Below are 15,599 nucleotides of genomic sequence, written 5' to 3'. Positions count from 1 at the left end.
GGCCTTGTTGCTGAACGCCTCGATCAGATCTGCCGCTGGTGGCGATCCAACTGCTCGTGGCGTTCCTGGGCTTCGATGCAGTACTTGGTGGTTGGACTGATCAACAGGCGCTGCAGACCAATCGGCTCGCCACTGTCATCGCACCAACCGAAGCTTTCGTCGGCGATGCGACCCAGGGCCATCTCCAACTGCGGCAGCAGGCGCTGATCGCGCTCGATGGCATTGACCAACCAGTGACGCTCTTCCTCGACCGAGGCGACGTCGGCGGGATCGGATGGCGTATCCAGGCTTTCGATGGTCGCGCGGCTCAGCTCGATACGCTCGTGGGTCTCGACTTTCATCGCTTGCAACATCGCGGTGAAGTACGCGAGCTGATCGGCATTCATGTAGTCATCGGCCGACATGGCCAGCAACTGTTCCTTGGTCATCGAATTCTCTATGAAAAAATGTGCATTTGGGCGATTCGGGTACCACCGGCGATGGCACGCCGATGACGGAATTCTTCAAGCGCCAACCGGCACTCTTTTGCAGGGGGCGGCAGTCTAAGGTGCCAAGCCCCGGGGGGCAACAGCCAGCGTGGGGAATTTGCCTGAAACGGCAAGGATTCCGCCGGCCGGGCTGTCGATCGGCCACTGCCGGACAGGGCAAGGCGCGCTGGCCACGGGCGTACTATGCAGCAACTCGACAGCCCCGACCAGTCGGCGATGCGACGCGGGCGGGCGCACCGCCGTCGCCCGCCACGCGCCCAATGTGTTCAGCGGTCCTTGAACTGCGCCTCGCGCTTGGCGATGAACGCGGCCATGCCCTCCTTCTGGTCTTCGGTGGCAAAGGCCGCGTGGAACACCCGACGCTCGAAGCGCACGCCCTCGCTCAAGGTGACCTCGAAGGCGCGGTTGACGCTTTCCTTGACCATCATGCTCATCGGGACCGACTTGCTGGCGATGCTTGCGGCGACCTTGAGCGCTTCTTCCAATAGCTCGGCCTGGGGCACCACGCGTGCCACCAGCCCTGCCCGTTCGGCCTCCTCGGCGCCCATCAGGCGACCGGTCAGGCACAGCTCCATGGCCTTGGCCTTGCCCACCGCGCGGGTCAGACGCTGGGTACCGCCCATGCCGGGCAGCACACCCAGATTGACTTCCGGCTGACCGAACTTGGCATTGTCCGCTGCCAGGATGAAGTCGCACATCATGGCCAACTCGCAACCGCCGCCCAGGGCGAAGCCAGAGACTGCTGCGATGATCGGCTTGCGTCGGTTGGCAATGCGGTCGGCATCGCTGAACAGGTCGTCGACGTAGATCTGCGGGTAGCTCAGCTCGGCCATCTCCTTGATGTCGGCGCCGGCAGCGAACGCCTTGGCCGAGCCGGTGATCACCACACAGCCGATGTTCGGATCGTGCTCGAGCTGGTCCAGGGCCTGGTTGACCTCGGCGACGATCTGCGCGTTCAGGGCATTGAGCGCCTGGGGACGATTGAGCGTGATCAGCCCGACTTTGCCGTGGATGTCCAGCAGGATTGTTTCGAATGCCATGCAAGCTGCTCCTTCAAAGGTTGCGCGCAATGACCATGCGCTGAATGTCACTGGTGCCTTCGTAGATCTGGCACACCCGCACGTCGCGGTAGATACGCTCCAGCGGGAAGTCTTTCAGATAGCCATATCCACCGAGCGTCTGCAAGGCGTCGGAGCAGACCTTCTCAGCCATTTCCGAAGCGAACAGCTTGGCCATCGACGCCTCGACCAATGCGGGGCGCCCGGCATCGCGCATGGCGGCGGCATGCAGCACCATCTGCCGGGCCACAGCGATGCGCGTGGCCATGTCGGCCAGGCGGAAAGCCACGGCCTGGTGTTCGAGCAACGGCTTACCGAAACTGTGCCGTTCGCGTGCATAGTCACGAGCCACCTCGAACGCGGCGCGGGCCATGCCTACGGCCTGTGCGGCGATGCCGATGCGTCCGCCCTCCAGGTTGGCCAACGCGATGCGATAGCCCTCTCCCTCCTCGCCCAGGCGATTGGCCACTGGCACCTTCACATTATCGAAAACGATCTGACAGGTGTCCGAGGCATGCTGGCCGAGCTTGTTCTCGACCCGCGCCACCTGATAACCCGGCGCGTCAGTGGGCACGATGAAGGCGCTGATACCGCGCTTGCCGGCCTCGGGGTCGGTGACGGCGAATACGATCACCACCCCGGCGTTCTGGCCTGAGGTGATGAACTGCTTGCTGCCGCTCAATACATAATGATCGCCGTCGCGGCGGGCACGGGTTTTCAGGCTGCTGGCGTCGGAGCCCGCCTGCGGCTCGGTCAGGGCGAAAGCCCCAAGCATGCTGCCGCGGGCCAGCGGGACAAGGAATTGCGCCTTCTGTTCTTCGGTGCCGAAGCGCAGGATTGGTACGCATCCCACCGAGTTGTGCACGCTCATGATGGTCGAACAGGCGCCGTCGCCGGCGGCGATCTCCTCCAGCGCCAGGGCGTAGGCGACATAACCGGTGTCGCTTCCCCCCCACTGCTCCGGCACCAGCATGCCGAACAGGCCCAGCCCGGCCATTTCCTCGATGGCCTCGCGCGGGAAGCGATGCGCCTTGTCCCATTGTTCAGCGAACGGCTTGAGCCGCTCCTGAGCGAAGTCCTTCACCGCGTCGGCGATCTGTTGTTGCTCGTCAGTTACCAGCATGGTTCACCTCAGTACAGGCATTCGACCGCCATCGCCGTGGCTTCGCCGCCGCCGATGCAGATGGCCGCGATGCCGCGGCGCAGGTTGTTCTGGCGCAACGCCCAGAGCAGGGTCACCAGAATGCGCGCGCCCGACGCGCCGATGGGGTGACCCAGGGCACAGGCGCCGCCATGGATATTGACCTTGTCGCGGGGCAGGTCCAGATGCTTCATGGCCGCGAGCGTCACCACGGCAAAGGCTTCGTTGATCTCGAACAGGTCCACCTCGGCCAGACGCCAGCCGGTGCGTTCGACCAGCCGCTCGATGGCCCCGATCGGCGCGGTGGGAAACAGCGCCGGACTGTCGGCAAACGCCGCATGCCCGTGGATCACTGCCAGCGGTTGCAGGCCCCGTTTCTCGGCCTCGCTGCGACGCATCATCACCAGCGCCGCTGCGCCGTCGGAAATGGAACTGGAGTTCGCCGCCGTGACCGTACCGCCGTCGCGAAAGGCTGGCTTGAGCTGAGCGATCTTGTCCAGACGCGCCTTGGGCGGCTGCTCGTCGTGCTCCACCAGACGTTTCTGTTTGCCGTCGGTCACCTCCACCGCAACGATCTCATCAGCGAAACGGCCGTGGTCGATCGCCGCTTGTGCACGGGTCAGCGAGTCGATGGCGAAGGCATCCTGCGCCTGGCGATCGAAGCCGTTGGCCTGGGCGCAGTCCTCGGCGAAGGTGCCCATCAAACGGCCCTTGTCGTAGGCGTCCTCCAGACCATCGAGGAACATGTGGTCGAGGATCCGGCCATGCCCCATGCGGTAACCGGCCCGCGCCTTGTCCAGCAGATACGGCGCATTGCTCATGCTTTCCATGCCACCGGCCACCACCACCTCGGCACTGCCGGCCGACAACAGGTCATGGGCCAAAATGGCCGCCTGCATGCCAGAGCCACACATCTTGTTCAAGGTGGTGCAGGTGGTGTGCTTGTCTAGACCGGCGCCCAGGGCAGCCTGTCGCGCCGGTGCCTGACCGAGCCCGGCGGGCAGCACGCAGCCGAACAGCACCTGCTCGACACTGTCGGGTTGCAGGCCGGCGCGCTCCACGGCGGCGCGGATCGCGGCACTGCCCAATTGCGGCGCCGTGAGGCTCTTCAGATCGCCCTGCAGCCCGCCCATGGGCGTACGCACGGCACTGACGATGACGATGGGATCGTTGGCGAGGGCCATGTAGCGTTCTCCTTATCTGGCAGCCATGCGCAGCGCGCCGTCGAGGCGAATCACCTCGCCGTTGAGCATGCTGTTCTCAATGATGTGTCGGACCAGCGCAGCGTACTCATCTGGCCGCCCCAGGCGTGGCGGGAATGGCACGCCAGCGGCCAGCGAGTCGCGGACCGGCTGGGTCATGCCGGCCATCATCGGTGTTTCGAAGATGCCCGGGGCAATGGTCATCACGCGGATGCCGAAGCGCGCCAGCTCGCGCGCTGCGGGCAAGGTCAGGCTGGCCACCGCCCCCTTCGAGGCGGCATAGGCTGCCTGGCCGATCTGGCCATCATAGGCGGCCACGGACGCCGTGTTGATGATGACGCCACGCTCGCCGCCGTCATCGGCAGGGCTTTCACTGATGGCCGCAGCGGCCAGGCGCAGCATGTTGAAGCTGCCGATGAGGTTGACGCTGACCACCTTGGCGAAGCTGGCCAGGGCATGCGGCCCCTCCTTGCCCAGGACTTTCTCGGCGCCGACGATACCGGCGCAGTTGACCAGCCCTTGCAGGCTGCCGAACGCGTTCACTGCTGCCGCTACGGCGGCCTGCGCCGCCTGCTCGTCGCTGATGTCGGCCACCGCGAAACGGGCATTGTCACCCAGTTCGCGCGCCTTGGCCTCGACCGCCTGGGCATTGAGATCGACCAGCATCACGCGGGCGCCCGCCTCCACCAGCAATTGCGCGGTGGCCGCACCCAGGCCCGAAGCGGCGCCGGTGACGATGAAATGGGAGTTCTTTAGGTTCATGGATAGCTTCCTTCAGGCGCTGGCAGCGGGGGTCTGCGCAGCCTGTTGCTTGGCGATTTCCTGGTTGCGCAGGATGAAGCGTTGCAGCTTGCCGCTGGGGGTCTTGGGCAGCTCTGCGACGAATTCGATTTCGCGTGGGTAGGCGTGGGCGTAAAGCCGCTGACGCACATGCTGACGCAGGGTTTCCTCAAGTTCCGGGCTCGGGCCATGGCCCGCGCTCAACACCACGAATGCCTTGATCAGCTCGGTGCGCTCAGGATCGGGCTTACCGATCACGGCGGCCTCGACCACCGCCGGGTGCTCGATCAGCGCGCTTTCCACATCGAACGGCCCGACGCGATAGCCGGAGGTGGTGATCACATCGTCGTTGCGCCCGACGAAGCTGATGCTGCCGTCGGGGTTGAGCTCGACGGTGTCGCCGGACAAGTAGTACTTGCCGACGAAGGCTTTGGTCGGCACCCCGTGATAGCCGTCGAACCAGCACAGCGGCGATTGCTCGCGGTCCACCGCCAGCACGCCGGGTTGGCCCGCCGCCAACTCGTTGCAGGCCTCGTCCAGCACCACGATGCGATGCCCCGGCACGGCGTAGCCGGCCGAACCCATGTGGACCGGGTGGGCCAGACCGTGGTGGTTGCACAACACCATGCCCAGCTCGGTCTGCCCGTAGTGGTCATGGATGGTCACGCCCAGTTCGTCGGCGAACCAGCGGATCACCTCGGGATTGAGTGGCTCGCCAGCACTGCTGACCACGCGCAAACGCCCTTTGATCGGCGCCGAAAAGGCGCTGCCAGCGGCGATCAGCAGGCGATAAGCCGTGGGCGACCCGGCCAGGTTGCTGATGCCCAGCTTGTCGATCACCCGCGCGCAGCTCTCGACGCTGAATGGACCATCGTAGAACGTGGTGGCATGCCCCAGGGCCAGCGGGCCGGTGACCGCGTAGTAGAGTCCATAGGCCCAGCCAGGATCGGCCAGGTTCCAGAAGTTGTCCTCCGGGCGCAGGTCGATGGCCTCGCGCATGTAGCCCTGAAACGCCACGATGGCGCGCAGCGGCACTTCCAGCGGCTTGGCAGGGCCGGTAGTACCGGAGGTGAACATCAGCAGGAAGGGGTCATCGCCGCTGCGCATCACCGCCTCGCGCAGGGGCTCGGCGGCGTCGCGCAATTGGGCGAAGTCGGGCTCGCCCGCCGCAGCGCCGACGGTGATGATTGCCGGCTCGCACGACAGTCCTTCGAGCTTGGGGCGGTTGTGCCGATCGGTCACCACCACACGGGCATGAGACTGCTCCAGGCGGTGCTCGATGGCCTTGGGCCCGAAGGCCGTGAACAGCGGTTGATAGACCGCCCCCAGGCGCCAGGTGGCCAGGATGGTCACCAGCAACTCGACCGTGCGCGGCATCAGCCCGGCGACACGGTCGCCGGCGCCGACCCCGCGGTCCTTGAGCACCGTGGCAAAACGCTGCGACTGCGCCTGCAACTGTTCGAAACTGTAGCGACGGGTAGTGCCGTCGCGGTCCTCGCAAATCAGCGCGATCCGGTCGGCACCGACGTGTCGATCACAGCATTCGAGACAGGCATTGAGACGCTGGAGGGTGCCGTGCAAGGCCTCCTCGGCCGTTCGGGCATAGTCGAAGGCGCGCACGGCTTCGGCATGGTCACGCATCGTCGGACTCCTGTTGTTGTTATGGGAGCAAGAGACATGGGGTCCGACGATGTTGGCGCTGCCAGCCAGGGCCGACAATGGCCAAAGCTGTCAATGTGGTTGAGCGTTATGGCCGTGCTCGCGTTCAGCTCACGCTGTGCCTGGGCGCAACACCGACCAGTGCTTCAAGGGTCAACTCCATGACCAGCGCATCGAGGGTGGCCTCCCGCTCGCTCTTCAGCGCATCCCAACGCGCGGTGTATTCCTGGCTGGACAACTGCTCGCTCGCTTCATCGATGGCCTCGCCCCGGGCAGCGAAGTCCTGGGTGACCGAAGCGAATACCCGGTCATGTCGCTCCTGCAGGTACGTTCGCCAGAATTCCTGCTGCACCAGATACTCGACGAGCGCTTGCTCAGTCTCGGCAGCGAGCACGGTCTTCAACGCCTCATCCAGTTGCGACGGGCTGACGTCAGCCACGCTCTCGTAACGCATCGAACGCGGCTGCAATGGCAAATCCAGGGACTCGGCAAGCTGTATCCGATAGAACAGGATCACTTCGAGGTCATCGACATCGCGGCCGGTCTGGCGCCGGCCGGCGATCACCTGGCGGGCGATACGGTCCACTTGCCCCAAGCGGTACAACTGCCGCCCCAGGTGGATCAGCCGAGCACCTCGTTCCTGCGCCGCACCGTAGCGATTAGCCCTGGCCACTTCCACCTGTAGCATCAGCTCGCTGAACCGTTCGGCCAGACCATCTGCGCAGGTCGGGCTGTCCGAGACTCGCTCGAAGACCGTCTCACGTAACGGCGCATCCTCCGCCAGCACGCCGACCATCCACGTCACTCTGCCGGCGAGGTAGGTGTGATGCGCGACGAAATCGGCCGTGGAGTGCAACTCGTCCAGCAGCGCGAAGAAACTGTCACTGCCCGGCAGCGCTCGCAGCGTATCCCATTGCGCCTGCAGCGTGAGGCGCTGCTCGGGCTCAAGAGGCGTCAGCCAGTGACCTGCACCCTCCTGGGGTTCAGGTACTGAATCACCCTCACCGATGTCGTGCAGGCGGTCGTAGTCCTGCACACTGTATAGCCTGACGAGCTCGCGGCTAGGCATGGGGTTACGCTCGAGCAGAAACGCTCTGCGATAGGACAACGGCATCATCATGATGTCGTCGGGCAGCGACATCAGTTGGTTGTCGCGTAGATCGACCCGCTGCAGCGCCCCACACAACTGCAAGCCGAAAGGCCAAGTGGTCATATTGCAATGGCGCAGGAAAAGCTCGCGCAGGTGGGAAAGCTGATTGAAGCGCAACTGGACGAATCCCACGGGATTGTCACTCAAGTCCAGCACCTCAAGGTTCGGCAGACCGCTGAGCACCGCCAGACCCTGGGCATTCATGCGCACCTGGTTGTGCGCCAGGCGCAATGTCTGCAACTCCACGAGATAGCCAACCCCAGGGGGTATCGCCAGCAGCTGGTTGCGATTGAGGGTCAGGCGTCGCAGGCGCGGGAAGGCTTGCAGGAACTGGGGCGCAACAGCGTTGATCTGCACGTCCGTCAAGACCAGTTCGGTCACCGGCTCGAACGACACGGTACTGGGAAACGCGGGCAGGGTTCGCAGCGCCAGGCCACTGAAATCCAGACGCACGCTGGCCGGCATCTCGGAGGTCAGGGAGATGGCATTATCCTCCATGCGCCAGACCCGGCGCAGCCGATCGGCCAACCTGCCCCGCAGCACGCTTCTCGATTCGTTGAGCTCAGCGCCCTGCCAGCGATTGAGGGCCGTATCGAGATCCTGATAGGCCTCCTGCGCCTGCAGCAACGCGCTCATCGGCGAGGACGACGATAACAGCAGGCGGCGCAAGTGGCGGGCCACCTGGGCGTCATCGAAACTCGGATAGAGCGCGCGGATCGAGTTGCTGAGCGCCGGTGCAGCGCCGCGCGAACCGCCCGGATGGCGGCCGCTGAGCAGGTAGCCCACTCGACCGTCGGGTAACCGCTGTCCTGGATTGACCCAACGCGCCTGGGTCGGCCAGCCCAACAGGCGGATCAGTTGCGTATCGGAAGCCGGCAGTTGACCGATCAACACCTGACGCAAGCGTTCGGTGGCTGTGCCAGGGGCAGCCAGCAGCGATTGCAGTTGCGCAGGCGACAACAGCGCGCTGATCGCCTCGCAGAAGCCAGCGGGCTCCTCCACCTCGACCTCGAGCGCACGTCCCTGGGAGTCGTACAGCGATACGCGCCCCTCTCGTACCCTGAGCTCCGTGCACGCCTGGGCACTGCCCGCCGGATTCATAATCGCCAACTGCCGACCATTGCCATCGCGCAGCAGCAGATTGATCGAGGAAGGCCAATTAGGCACGCGGCGCAACAGCGCCAGGACCAACTCGCCCGTCTCGGCGCACGTGGCATTGGCCAGGAATAAACCTTGTACAGCACGACTAAGCCTGGCCAGACGCAACAGGGATCGGGCGCCCTGGGCAATAGCCAACGGCACCCGTTGCTCGCCGCTCGCCAGCAGCCGTTGGGTGGCGCTGGCCTGCGCCACTGCCTGCGCAGCATAGGCTGGAGGCAAGCCCGGAAAATCACGGCGCACCTGTCCCAGCAGCGCGTCGTCGGCGGGCAGCCCAACCTCACTGAGGTGATCGAACAACGCCTTGCGCAGCGCAGCCTGCTGTTGCACAAGCGCCTGGCGCAATCCGTCGGCGTCCAGACCTGCCAGTGTCGGCTGGGCCATACACCAGCGCTGAATCACCTCATCGCCTTGCACGGCGTGACGGCCTTCCTGCAGGCTGGCGAAAAATCGCTGGGTACGCGCATCGGCGTCGAAGCGACGTAGCGCATCGCGCAGATTGACCGGCAGCCTGCGATTGCCGACCAACAGGCCACGCAGTTCGTCGGCATCAACCCTGGCGGCCTGGATGATCGCTCTGGCGTCCTCGGCACTGCGGGCCGTGGCCGATGGCCACAGCGTCGCAAGCATGCGCGCTTCGTCGCCCCACTCCAACGGGCGTGCTCGACGCAGTCGCCAGCAGCGCTCGCCATTGAAATCGACCACCGGCCCGAACGCGTCAGGCCGCTGCGGATGACGCAGACGCCACGGCCCCTGCGGATCGGGACGGTGGATCTCGAAGCAGTCGGCGGCGTCATAGATCCAGCGCCGCCCCTCTCGTCCATAGGAACCGTCAGCGAGCAATTCGGCGCCATCAGCGCGGGATCGGTAAGGTGACAGGTCGTTACACCATAGACGGTGACGGCCGCTGCCCAGGCTCGCCGGCTCCAGGCTGTCGACGAAGGCGCTGCGTTGAAAGCCGCGTGCGACCAGGGTCGCCCCGGTGGTAACCACGGCCGCGACCGCCAGTGTTTCGGCAACACCCAGCATATGCTCCAGCGCTTCATGCTGGTGATCCTGCAGCCAATCCCGGGCACCCTCGTAAACCTGCGACAGGGTCTGCGCCGCAAGCAGTCCCAGCAGCAACTCGCCGACACCGGGAATGAACAGACCGGCCAGATTGACCAATCCCAGCCCGGCCGACGTCCAGGCTTGCAAGCGCTGGACTCGGCCAGTGCGGTCGGCATCGGCGGTCGGCACCAGCAGCAGCCGTGCATCGTCGTGAATGCACTGCACCTGTCGATGCACCCACTGCACGAACACATCCCCCTCAGGGGTTACGCCCTCCAGCGCCAGGTCCGGACGCGGGTCACTCAGGCGAGTCGCCAACAACTGAAGAAACGCCGGCCGTTCGCGCAGGGCGATCAGGCGGCTGAAACGTTCGCGGTAGACAGGTTCGCGCAGGCGCTGCACCAAGGTTACGGCCAGTGTGTGCCAATCGGCGAAGCGCTCGATGGCCCGCTCCGGATCACTGGGCAGATACAGCACCAGCCCTTGCGCTTGACCTTCGCTGTCGCGCAGCAGAATGACCATGGCGCCGTTGGTGGTGCAGCCAAGGAGGCTCAACAATCCGGGATAGCCCCGCAGCCCCTGCTCGTTGGCGTCGCGGTGTCCACGCGCGACCTCGTCCAGCGCGATCTGCTCGTAAGCGCTCAATTGACCTTTGAGTGCTGCGATCTCTGCCGCCAAGCTCAACCCGGCACGCTTGTCGTCAGCCAGGCTGGCACAGGTAGCAGCATCGAAAACCTGCTGCAATTGACGCTGATACTGTGAACCGACGTCCAGCGCTCGACAAGCATTGGCCAGCGCACTGGGTGTATCGGACAACAGCGTGTCGCTGCCGGCCGCCACCAATCCGCTACCGGCCAACAGCTCATCGCCCTCACTGAAATTCTGCATCAGGCGCAGCAACCCCGGCTCTCGAACAGTCACAGGCCGGTAGAACGGCCAGTGCACGCCGGGCAGTCGACCAAACTCGCGACGGACCTCCAGCCATTGCAGGTCTTCGAGCTTCACCTGCGACGACGCGCCATCGCGCAACAGCGTAATCAGCCGCTGCTGCGCGAAGGCTTGCAGGGGGATCAGGTCTAGCGTGGCGGCGCGCACGCGCCGTTGGCTGGCCTGATGCTGCGCGAAACGGTCCCGCAGCCGGTTGATCTGGGCCGCAGACGCCCGGCGCAACCAAGCAGGCAGGGCGTCACCGATGAACGCATCGGTGGCCGCCTGCAGGCGGGCAGCGTCGTCTGGATTTGCAGCGTGTGATTGTGACATGGCACGTTCCTCGAGCAGTAAACACTCAGAGTGCCGGGAGGCGAGTGTCATCCGCAGTGGGAAAACCTGTCACACATCGGTGCTCGATGAGGCTTGCCCTCCTCCTGCATCTACCTCGCCCAACGCTTCGCGGGTCAGACGCAAGCGCAACGCGGCGATCGCTTCGCGTTGCTCGTGCGCCACGGTCTCGACTTGACTCAGATAGACCGCATCACGCGTCGAATGCGTGACGTGCAGCTTCTCCAAACGCTCCCAGAATGGCGCCCGCACCGCATTGAACGCAGCGGCATGCTCGGATTCCAGATTATCGATCCAGAAGTCCTGCTTACTGATGGACTGAGCCAGTTCCTCGCCAGCTTCGGCCGCGCGCACTGCGGCGGCCACTTGACGCAACTGGTCTGCGCTGACTTCGGCCAAAGCCGAGAACTGCATGGTGCGCGGTTGTCCCGGCAACTCGAGTTGCGCCGCGAGCCCCACGCGATACGCCAGCATCACCTCCACCTCGTCCACCGTCTGGCCACGTGTCCGGCGTTGGGTGATATCGGCCAGCGCTGCTTTCTGTACCTGCTCCAGACGAAACAACCGACGCGCCAGACGCAGCAACGCCGCGCGCGCCATGACCGGGTCACGTACGCTGCCCACCTCCTGAGCGATGAACAAGCGCACTTCCAGAGCACTGAAACAGGACGCGATGCTGTCCACGCACGTGCGCTCATCGGCCACCAGGGAAAACAGTTCGTTGCGCAAGGTGGTGTTCTCGCTCGCCGCTTCGACCAGCGTCCAGACCCGTTGCCTCAGGTCCGCTGGGGTCCTGCGAAAATCACTGGTCACGGTCATTTCGGCAAGCAGCCTGAAGAACTCTTCGCTCTGCGGCTCTTGCCGCAGGGCTTGCCACTGCTCCCAGCGGACGGTGCGTTGCGGCTCCTCGAGCGACTCCAGCCACAGGTCGCGGGCACCTTCCACCAGCAGCGCTTGCTCCCCAGCCTGCGCGGGTAGCGGTTCTACGATACCGACACGGCGCCTGATCGCAGCAGGCAGGGGGTTGCCCTCCAGACGCAAAGCCTGGATGAAGGATTGGGAGGACTCGAGAATTGACTGGGGCAACGAATGAATGTGGTTATCGCGCAGGTCGGCATTTTCCAACAGCCCGCACCAGTCCAGATCGACCGGCACGGCGGGTAGATTGGCACTGCGCAGGTTCAGTTGACGCAAACGCACCAGCGGTCGCAACTGCAGGCTTACAGCACCCAAGGGATTGAAACTCAGATCCAGCGTGCGCAGGTTGGTCAGCGTACGCAGGGTGCTCACACCGGCATTGTTGAGGATGATCTGATTAGCCTCCATACGCAGATTTCGCAGTTTGCGCAGGCGCGCCAAGGCTTCGGGAATCTGGCGCAGGGCATTGTTGCTGACATTCAACCAACGCAATTGGGAGAAGCAGTTCAAGAAATCGGGCGGTAGGTTCTCCAGCCCCAGGTCCGTCAGGACCAACTCCCCCACGTGGCTGAAATCGATGTCTGCCCCCAGGTCCGGCAGGCTGCGCAGCGGCAGACCACTCAGGTTCAAGCGCACGCCATAGGACCTGCCGTTCACATCGAGAATCACATCACCGTTCAGTCGCCAGGCCCTGCGCAACTGGCTGGCGACCTGTCGGCGCGCCTGGGCGTTGAGTAAGGTTCTGGCACGGTCCACCCACAGCGACAGTCGCTGTTTGAGCTGGCTGTACTGCTCTTCCTGGGCCAGCATGGCGCCGTAGGCCGTTTCCGGATGCGCCATCATCGCATTCAGATGCGACTCGACCTGACGCTCGTCGAATTCGCTGTACAAAGCGCCGATACGCCGGCGCAGGAGATCGCGAGAAACCCCGGTGCCGGCTTGGCGACCGCTGAGCAGATACCCCACGCGGCCATCGGGCAGGCGCCGCAAGGAGCTGACTGGCTCACCGGCATCACGCATGTTCATCAGCGCCAGTAGCGCTGAGCGCGAGGTGGGCAGCCAACTGCGCAGCCGCTGGCGCAGCGCTTGAGCACCCGCCGTCACAGGCAGCGCCAGGCGCGTGCGATCCGCCTGCGGCAGGCAGGCATACAGTGCTTCGAACAGTCCAAACGGCTGTTCAACCACCAGGCTCGATACGCCCCCCTGACTGTCGTACAGGCGCATCCGTCCCTGATCGGCGACCATTACCCGTGTCGTGGCACTCGATTCGAAGGCCGCCAGACGTCCGAGCAAGCGCCCTGCGAAGGTGCCCTGACGCAGCTCCAAGGTGACCGAAGCGGGCCAGTCCGCATACCGGTTCAACAACGCGAACACCACATCCACCGCACCCTGGCCATGACTGTCGCGCAGGTACAAACCTTCGCGCATGCGCGTCAGCCTGGCCAGTTGGAGCATCTCGCGAGCGTGCTGTGCCACGCTCAGGGGAAGACGTTGCTTGCTGCGTAGGGTGACGCGGTCTTTCATCGTCACGCGATCGAGTACCGCCAAGGCATACGCATCCGGCAGACCTGGAAAATCACGCTGCAGGAGTTGCATAGCGGAATCGGTGCGCAGGTAGCGCCGCGAGAAATGCTCCAGCAGGCCAGGACGCAGGCTGTACGCCGACTCGGCCAAGCTTGCGGCCTGCGCCTTCTGGGATAAATCCTGAATGCCCAACTGTTCTACACAGAATTGCCACAGCGCAGGATCGGCATCTCCTTGGCCCAACTGCGCAAAAAAGGCATCGATTCGGTTCTGCACAGCGAACCGCTCAAGGGTGTCTCGCAGTTGCACTGGCATAGGCCGCGCTTCGACCATCAAGCCGCGCAGGTGCACTTCGTCGATCCCTGCCACGCCTAGCACCTGGTGCTGTTGCTCGTCGCTCAAGCCCTCGGCCGCCGGCCACAGGCGTTCCAGCAAGGTCGCCTGGGGCCATTGCTGCGCACGCTCGAACTGCAACCGCCAGGCACGCTCGCCGTTATGCTCCAGCGCCGGGCCGAAGCCCTGTGCATCGGAGCCATCGAGCAAGCGCCAAGGCCCATCGTTGCCCGCAGCCCAGACCCTGTAGCTCACATCCCGTGTGCGCCACCACAGGCGTGTGCCGTCCCCGTGCAAACCGTTTTCCAGTTCGATCGATACCGCCGGCGCGGGCGGCGCCTGATAGGGCGTCAAGTCGTTGCGCCAGAGGCGACGCTCACCGCTCGAGTTGGTGACAGGCTCCAACCTGTCGACAAAGTCGCTGCGCACGAACTTCCGTGCTATCAGCGTCGCGCCTGCCGCCAGCGCCGCGTTGACCGCCACGGTCTCGGCCACGCCCAATACGTGCTCCACCGCTTCATAGCGATGACCGAGGGTCCAGTGCACGACGCCCTCGCACAACTGGCTCAAGGTCTGGCGAAGCAGATCGGCCAACAGCAAGGTGCCTAGGGCCGGCACGAACAGTCCGGCCAGCCCCGCCACACTCCAGCCTGCCGAAATCAGGGCCTGCTGCAGCCGAGCGCGGTGAGCGCTGTCCGCCTGAGCAGTAGGGACGGCCAGCGCTCGCGCATCATCGCGGATGCGCGACACTCGCACCCGCGCCAAGGCGTCGAACAAGGCCCCTTGGCGAGCAGCCACGGTCGGTTCCAGGTCGGGCTCCGGATCGAGCAGGCGCTTTTCCAGCCTGGCCAGCCAGTCGACCCGTGCCGATACCGAAACACGCGTGCACAGCCCCTGCAAGGTCTCAGGCTGCCTGGCCAGGCTGAGCAGAAAGTCGTTGACTGCACGCCAGCCGATGAACTGCCGCACCGGTTGCAAGGCATCGTCGGGCATCAGCAGCAGAACGCCGATGATCGGGGGCAGCATGGGCGGGGCATACAGCCCGCCCATGAACCCGCGCATCTCCACCGCCAGCACACCCGTCAGCGAGGCGCCGAGCACTTGCAACTCGGCGCATTGAACGAACCTGACATTGCGATGCCGAGTACGCCTGCCCGCCGCGAGGTCGAGCAAGAGTTGCTTCTCATCCGGCGGCAATTGCCGGCGAGCATCGGCAATCCGTGTGGCCAACACGAAAGAAGCGCGCAGGTCGTTCGCCAGGTCTTGCATGAACTGCGCATTGAAGACCGTCGACAGATGATCCTGGTAAGCGGCCCCCACATCGGTCTCGCGGCACACACTCACCACGCCAGCGCTGTCCTGGGTCAGCACGACTTCGGCCAATGCGGCCTGCGCGCTGGCCGGGTAGATCAGCGCCGTTCCCTCATAGAAAGACTCGCCACTGGAAAAATTCTGCATGAGCCTGGGCAAGGCCGGCTCAGAGACACAATAGGGCTCATCCGACGGAAGCTGGTCCGGCTTGACGGTGAATCGGCGGAGTTGTTCGCGCCACCACACCTTGTCCAGGTCGACGGTCAACTGCAATCGATAGTGCAGCGCATCCGTCAATCGCTGCCTGGCGAAGCGATCCAGCGGTTCGAGTGCGCAGAGCTGATGGGTCACTGCACGCCGATGCTTGCCATGCTCGGCGAAGGCATCGCGCAGATCCATCAGTTGCTGCGCGCTGGCCTTGGCCAGCCACTCAGGCAAGATCTGCTGGATGAATGGGTCAGTGGCGTGGGAAATGTTGTCGTGGACCGAATCGTGCTGCATGGCGGGCAATCCAGGTGTGGGAATCTCGCCACCTTCGCCCCCGTCTCT

General features: G+C 64.6%; 8 protein-coding genes. All 8 read right to left on the bottom strand.

What is annotated here, in order from left to right:
• Positions 1-23: 23 nt before the first annotated feature.
• Positions 24-428: a TraR/DksA family transcriptional regulator gene (locus tag ACK2SD_RS10195; RefSeq protein WP_029612337.1), complete on the bottom strand. Its 405-nt coding sequence runs from the start codon at positions 426-428 to the stop codon at positions 24-26.
• A 326-nt stretch (positions 429-754) separates the two neighbouring features.
• Positions 755-1,528: an enoyl-CoA hydratase gene (locus tag ACK2SD_RS10190; RefSeq protein ID WP_412462042.1), complete on the bottom strand. Its 774-nt coding sequence runs from the start codon at positions 1,526-1,528 to the stop codon at positions 755-757.
• 13 nt (positions 1,529-1,541) lie between these two features.
• Complete coding sequence (locus tag ACK2SD_RS10185; protein ID WP_412462041.1) at positions 1,542-2,669, bottom strand: acyl-CoA dehydrogenase; 1,128 nt, start codon at positions 2,667-2,669, stop codon at positions 1,542-1,544.
• A gap of 8 nt (positions 2,670-2,677) precedes the next feature.
• Positions 2,678-3,871 carry an acetyl-CoA C-acyltransferase gene (locus tag ACK2SD_RS10180; RefSeq protein WP_295482935.1) on the bottom strand — a complete coding sequence of 398 codons (1,194 nt, stop codon included), beginning with the start codon at positions 3,869-3,871 and terminating at the stop codon, positions 2,678-2,680.
• A gap of 12 nt (positions 3,872-3,883) precedes the next feature.
• Complete coding sequence (locus tag ACK2SD_RS10175; protein ID WP_295482946.1) at positions 3,884-4,651, bottom strand: SDR family NAD(P)-dependent oxidoreductase; 768 nt, start codon at positions 4,649-4,651, stop codon at positions 3,884-3,886.
• Positions 4,652-4,663: 12 nt separating this feature from the next.
• A complete protein-coding gene (locus ACK2SD_RS10170; protein WP_412462040.1) occupies positions 4,664-6,310 on the bottom strand; it encodes an AMP-binding protein in 1,647 nt (548 codons plus the stop codon).
• A gap of 124 nt (positions 6,311-6,434) precedes the next feature.
• A complete protein-coding gene (locus ACK2SD_RS10165) occupies positions 6,435-10,946 on the bottom strand; it encodes an NEL-type E3 ubiquitin ligase domain-containing protein (RefSeq protein WP_412462039.1) in 4,512 nt (1,503 codons plus the stop codon).
• Positions 10,947-11,015: 69 nt separating this feature from the next.
• Complete coding sequence (locus tag ACK2SD_RS10160) at positions 11,016-15,551, bottom strand: NEL-type E3 ubiquitin ligase domain-containing protein (protein WP_412462038.1); 4,536 nt, start codon at positions 15,549-15,551, stop codon at positions 11,016-11,018.
• Between the last annotated feature and the right edge of the window lie 48 nt (positions 15,552-15,599).

The organism is Pseudomonas sp. SC11 (assembly GCF_047039205.1).
Classification (GTDB): domain Bacteria; phylum Pseudomonadota; class Gammaproteobacteria; order Pseudomonadales; family Pseudomonadaceae; genus Aquipseudomonas; species Aquipseudomonas boreofloridensis.
Note: the sequence above shows the minus strand (reverse complement) of the source record. Positions and strands in the feature narration are given on the sequence as shown.

What these genes read in the sequence shown, in the direction of transcription:
- ACK2SD_RS10160 (WP_412462038.1), bottom strand. Translation starts at nt 15,551, where the DNA reads ATGCAGCACGATTCGGTCCACGACAACATTTCCCACGCCACTGACCCA.
- ACK2SD_RS10185 (WP_412462041.1), bottom strand. Translation starts at nt 2,669, where the DNA reads ATGCTGGTAACTGACGAGCAACAACAGATCGCCGACGCGGTGAAGGAC.
- ACK2SD_RS10165 (WP_412462039.1), bottom strand. Translation starts at nt 10,946, where the DNA reads ATGTCACAATCACACGCTGCAAATCCAGACGACGCTGCCCGCCTGCAG.
- ACK2SD_RS10190 (WP_412462042.1), bottom strand. Translation starts at nt 1,528, where the DNA reads ATGGCATTCGAAACAATCCTGCTGGACATCCACGGCAAAGTCGGGCTG.
- ACK2SD_RS10175 (WP_295482946.1), bottom strand. Translation starts at nt 4,651, where the DNA reads ATGAACCTAAAGAACTCCCATTTCATCGTCACCGGCGCCGCTTCGGGC.
- ACK2SD_RS10170 (WP_412462040.1), bottom strand. Translation starts at nt 6,310, where the DNA reads ATGCGTGACCATGCCGAAGCCGTGCGCGCCTTCGACTATGCCCGAACG.
- ACK2SD_RS10180 (WP_295482935.1), bottom strand. Translation starts at nt 3,871, where the DNA reads ATGGCCCTCGCCAACGATCCCATCGTCATCGTCAGTGCCGTGCGTACG.
- ACK2SD_RS10195 (WP_029612337.1), bottom strand. Translation starts at nt 428, where the DNA reads ATGACCAAGGAACAGTTGCTGGCCATGTCGGCCGATGACTACATGAAT.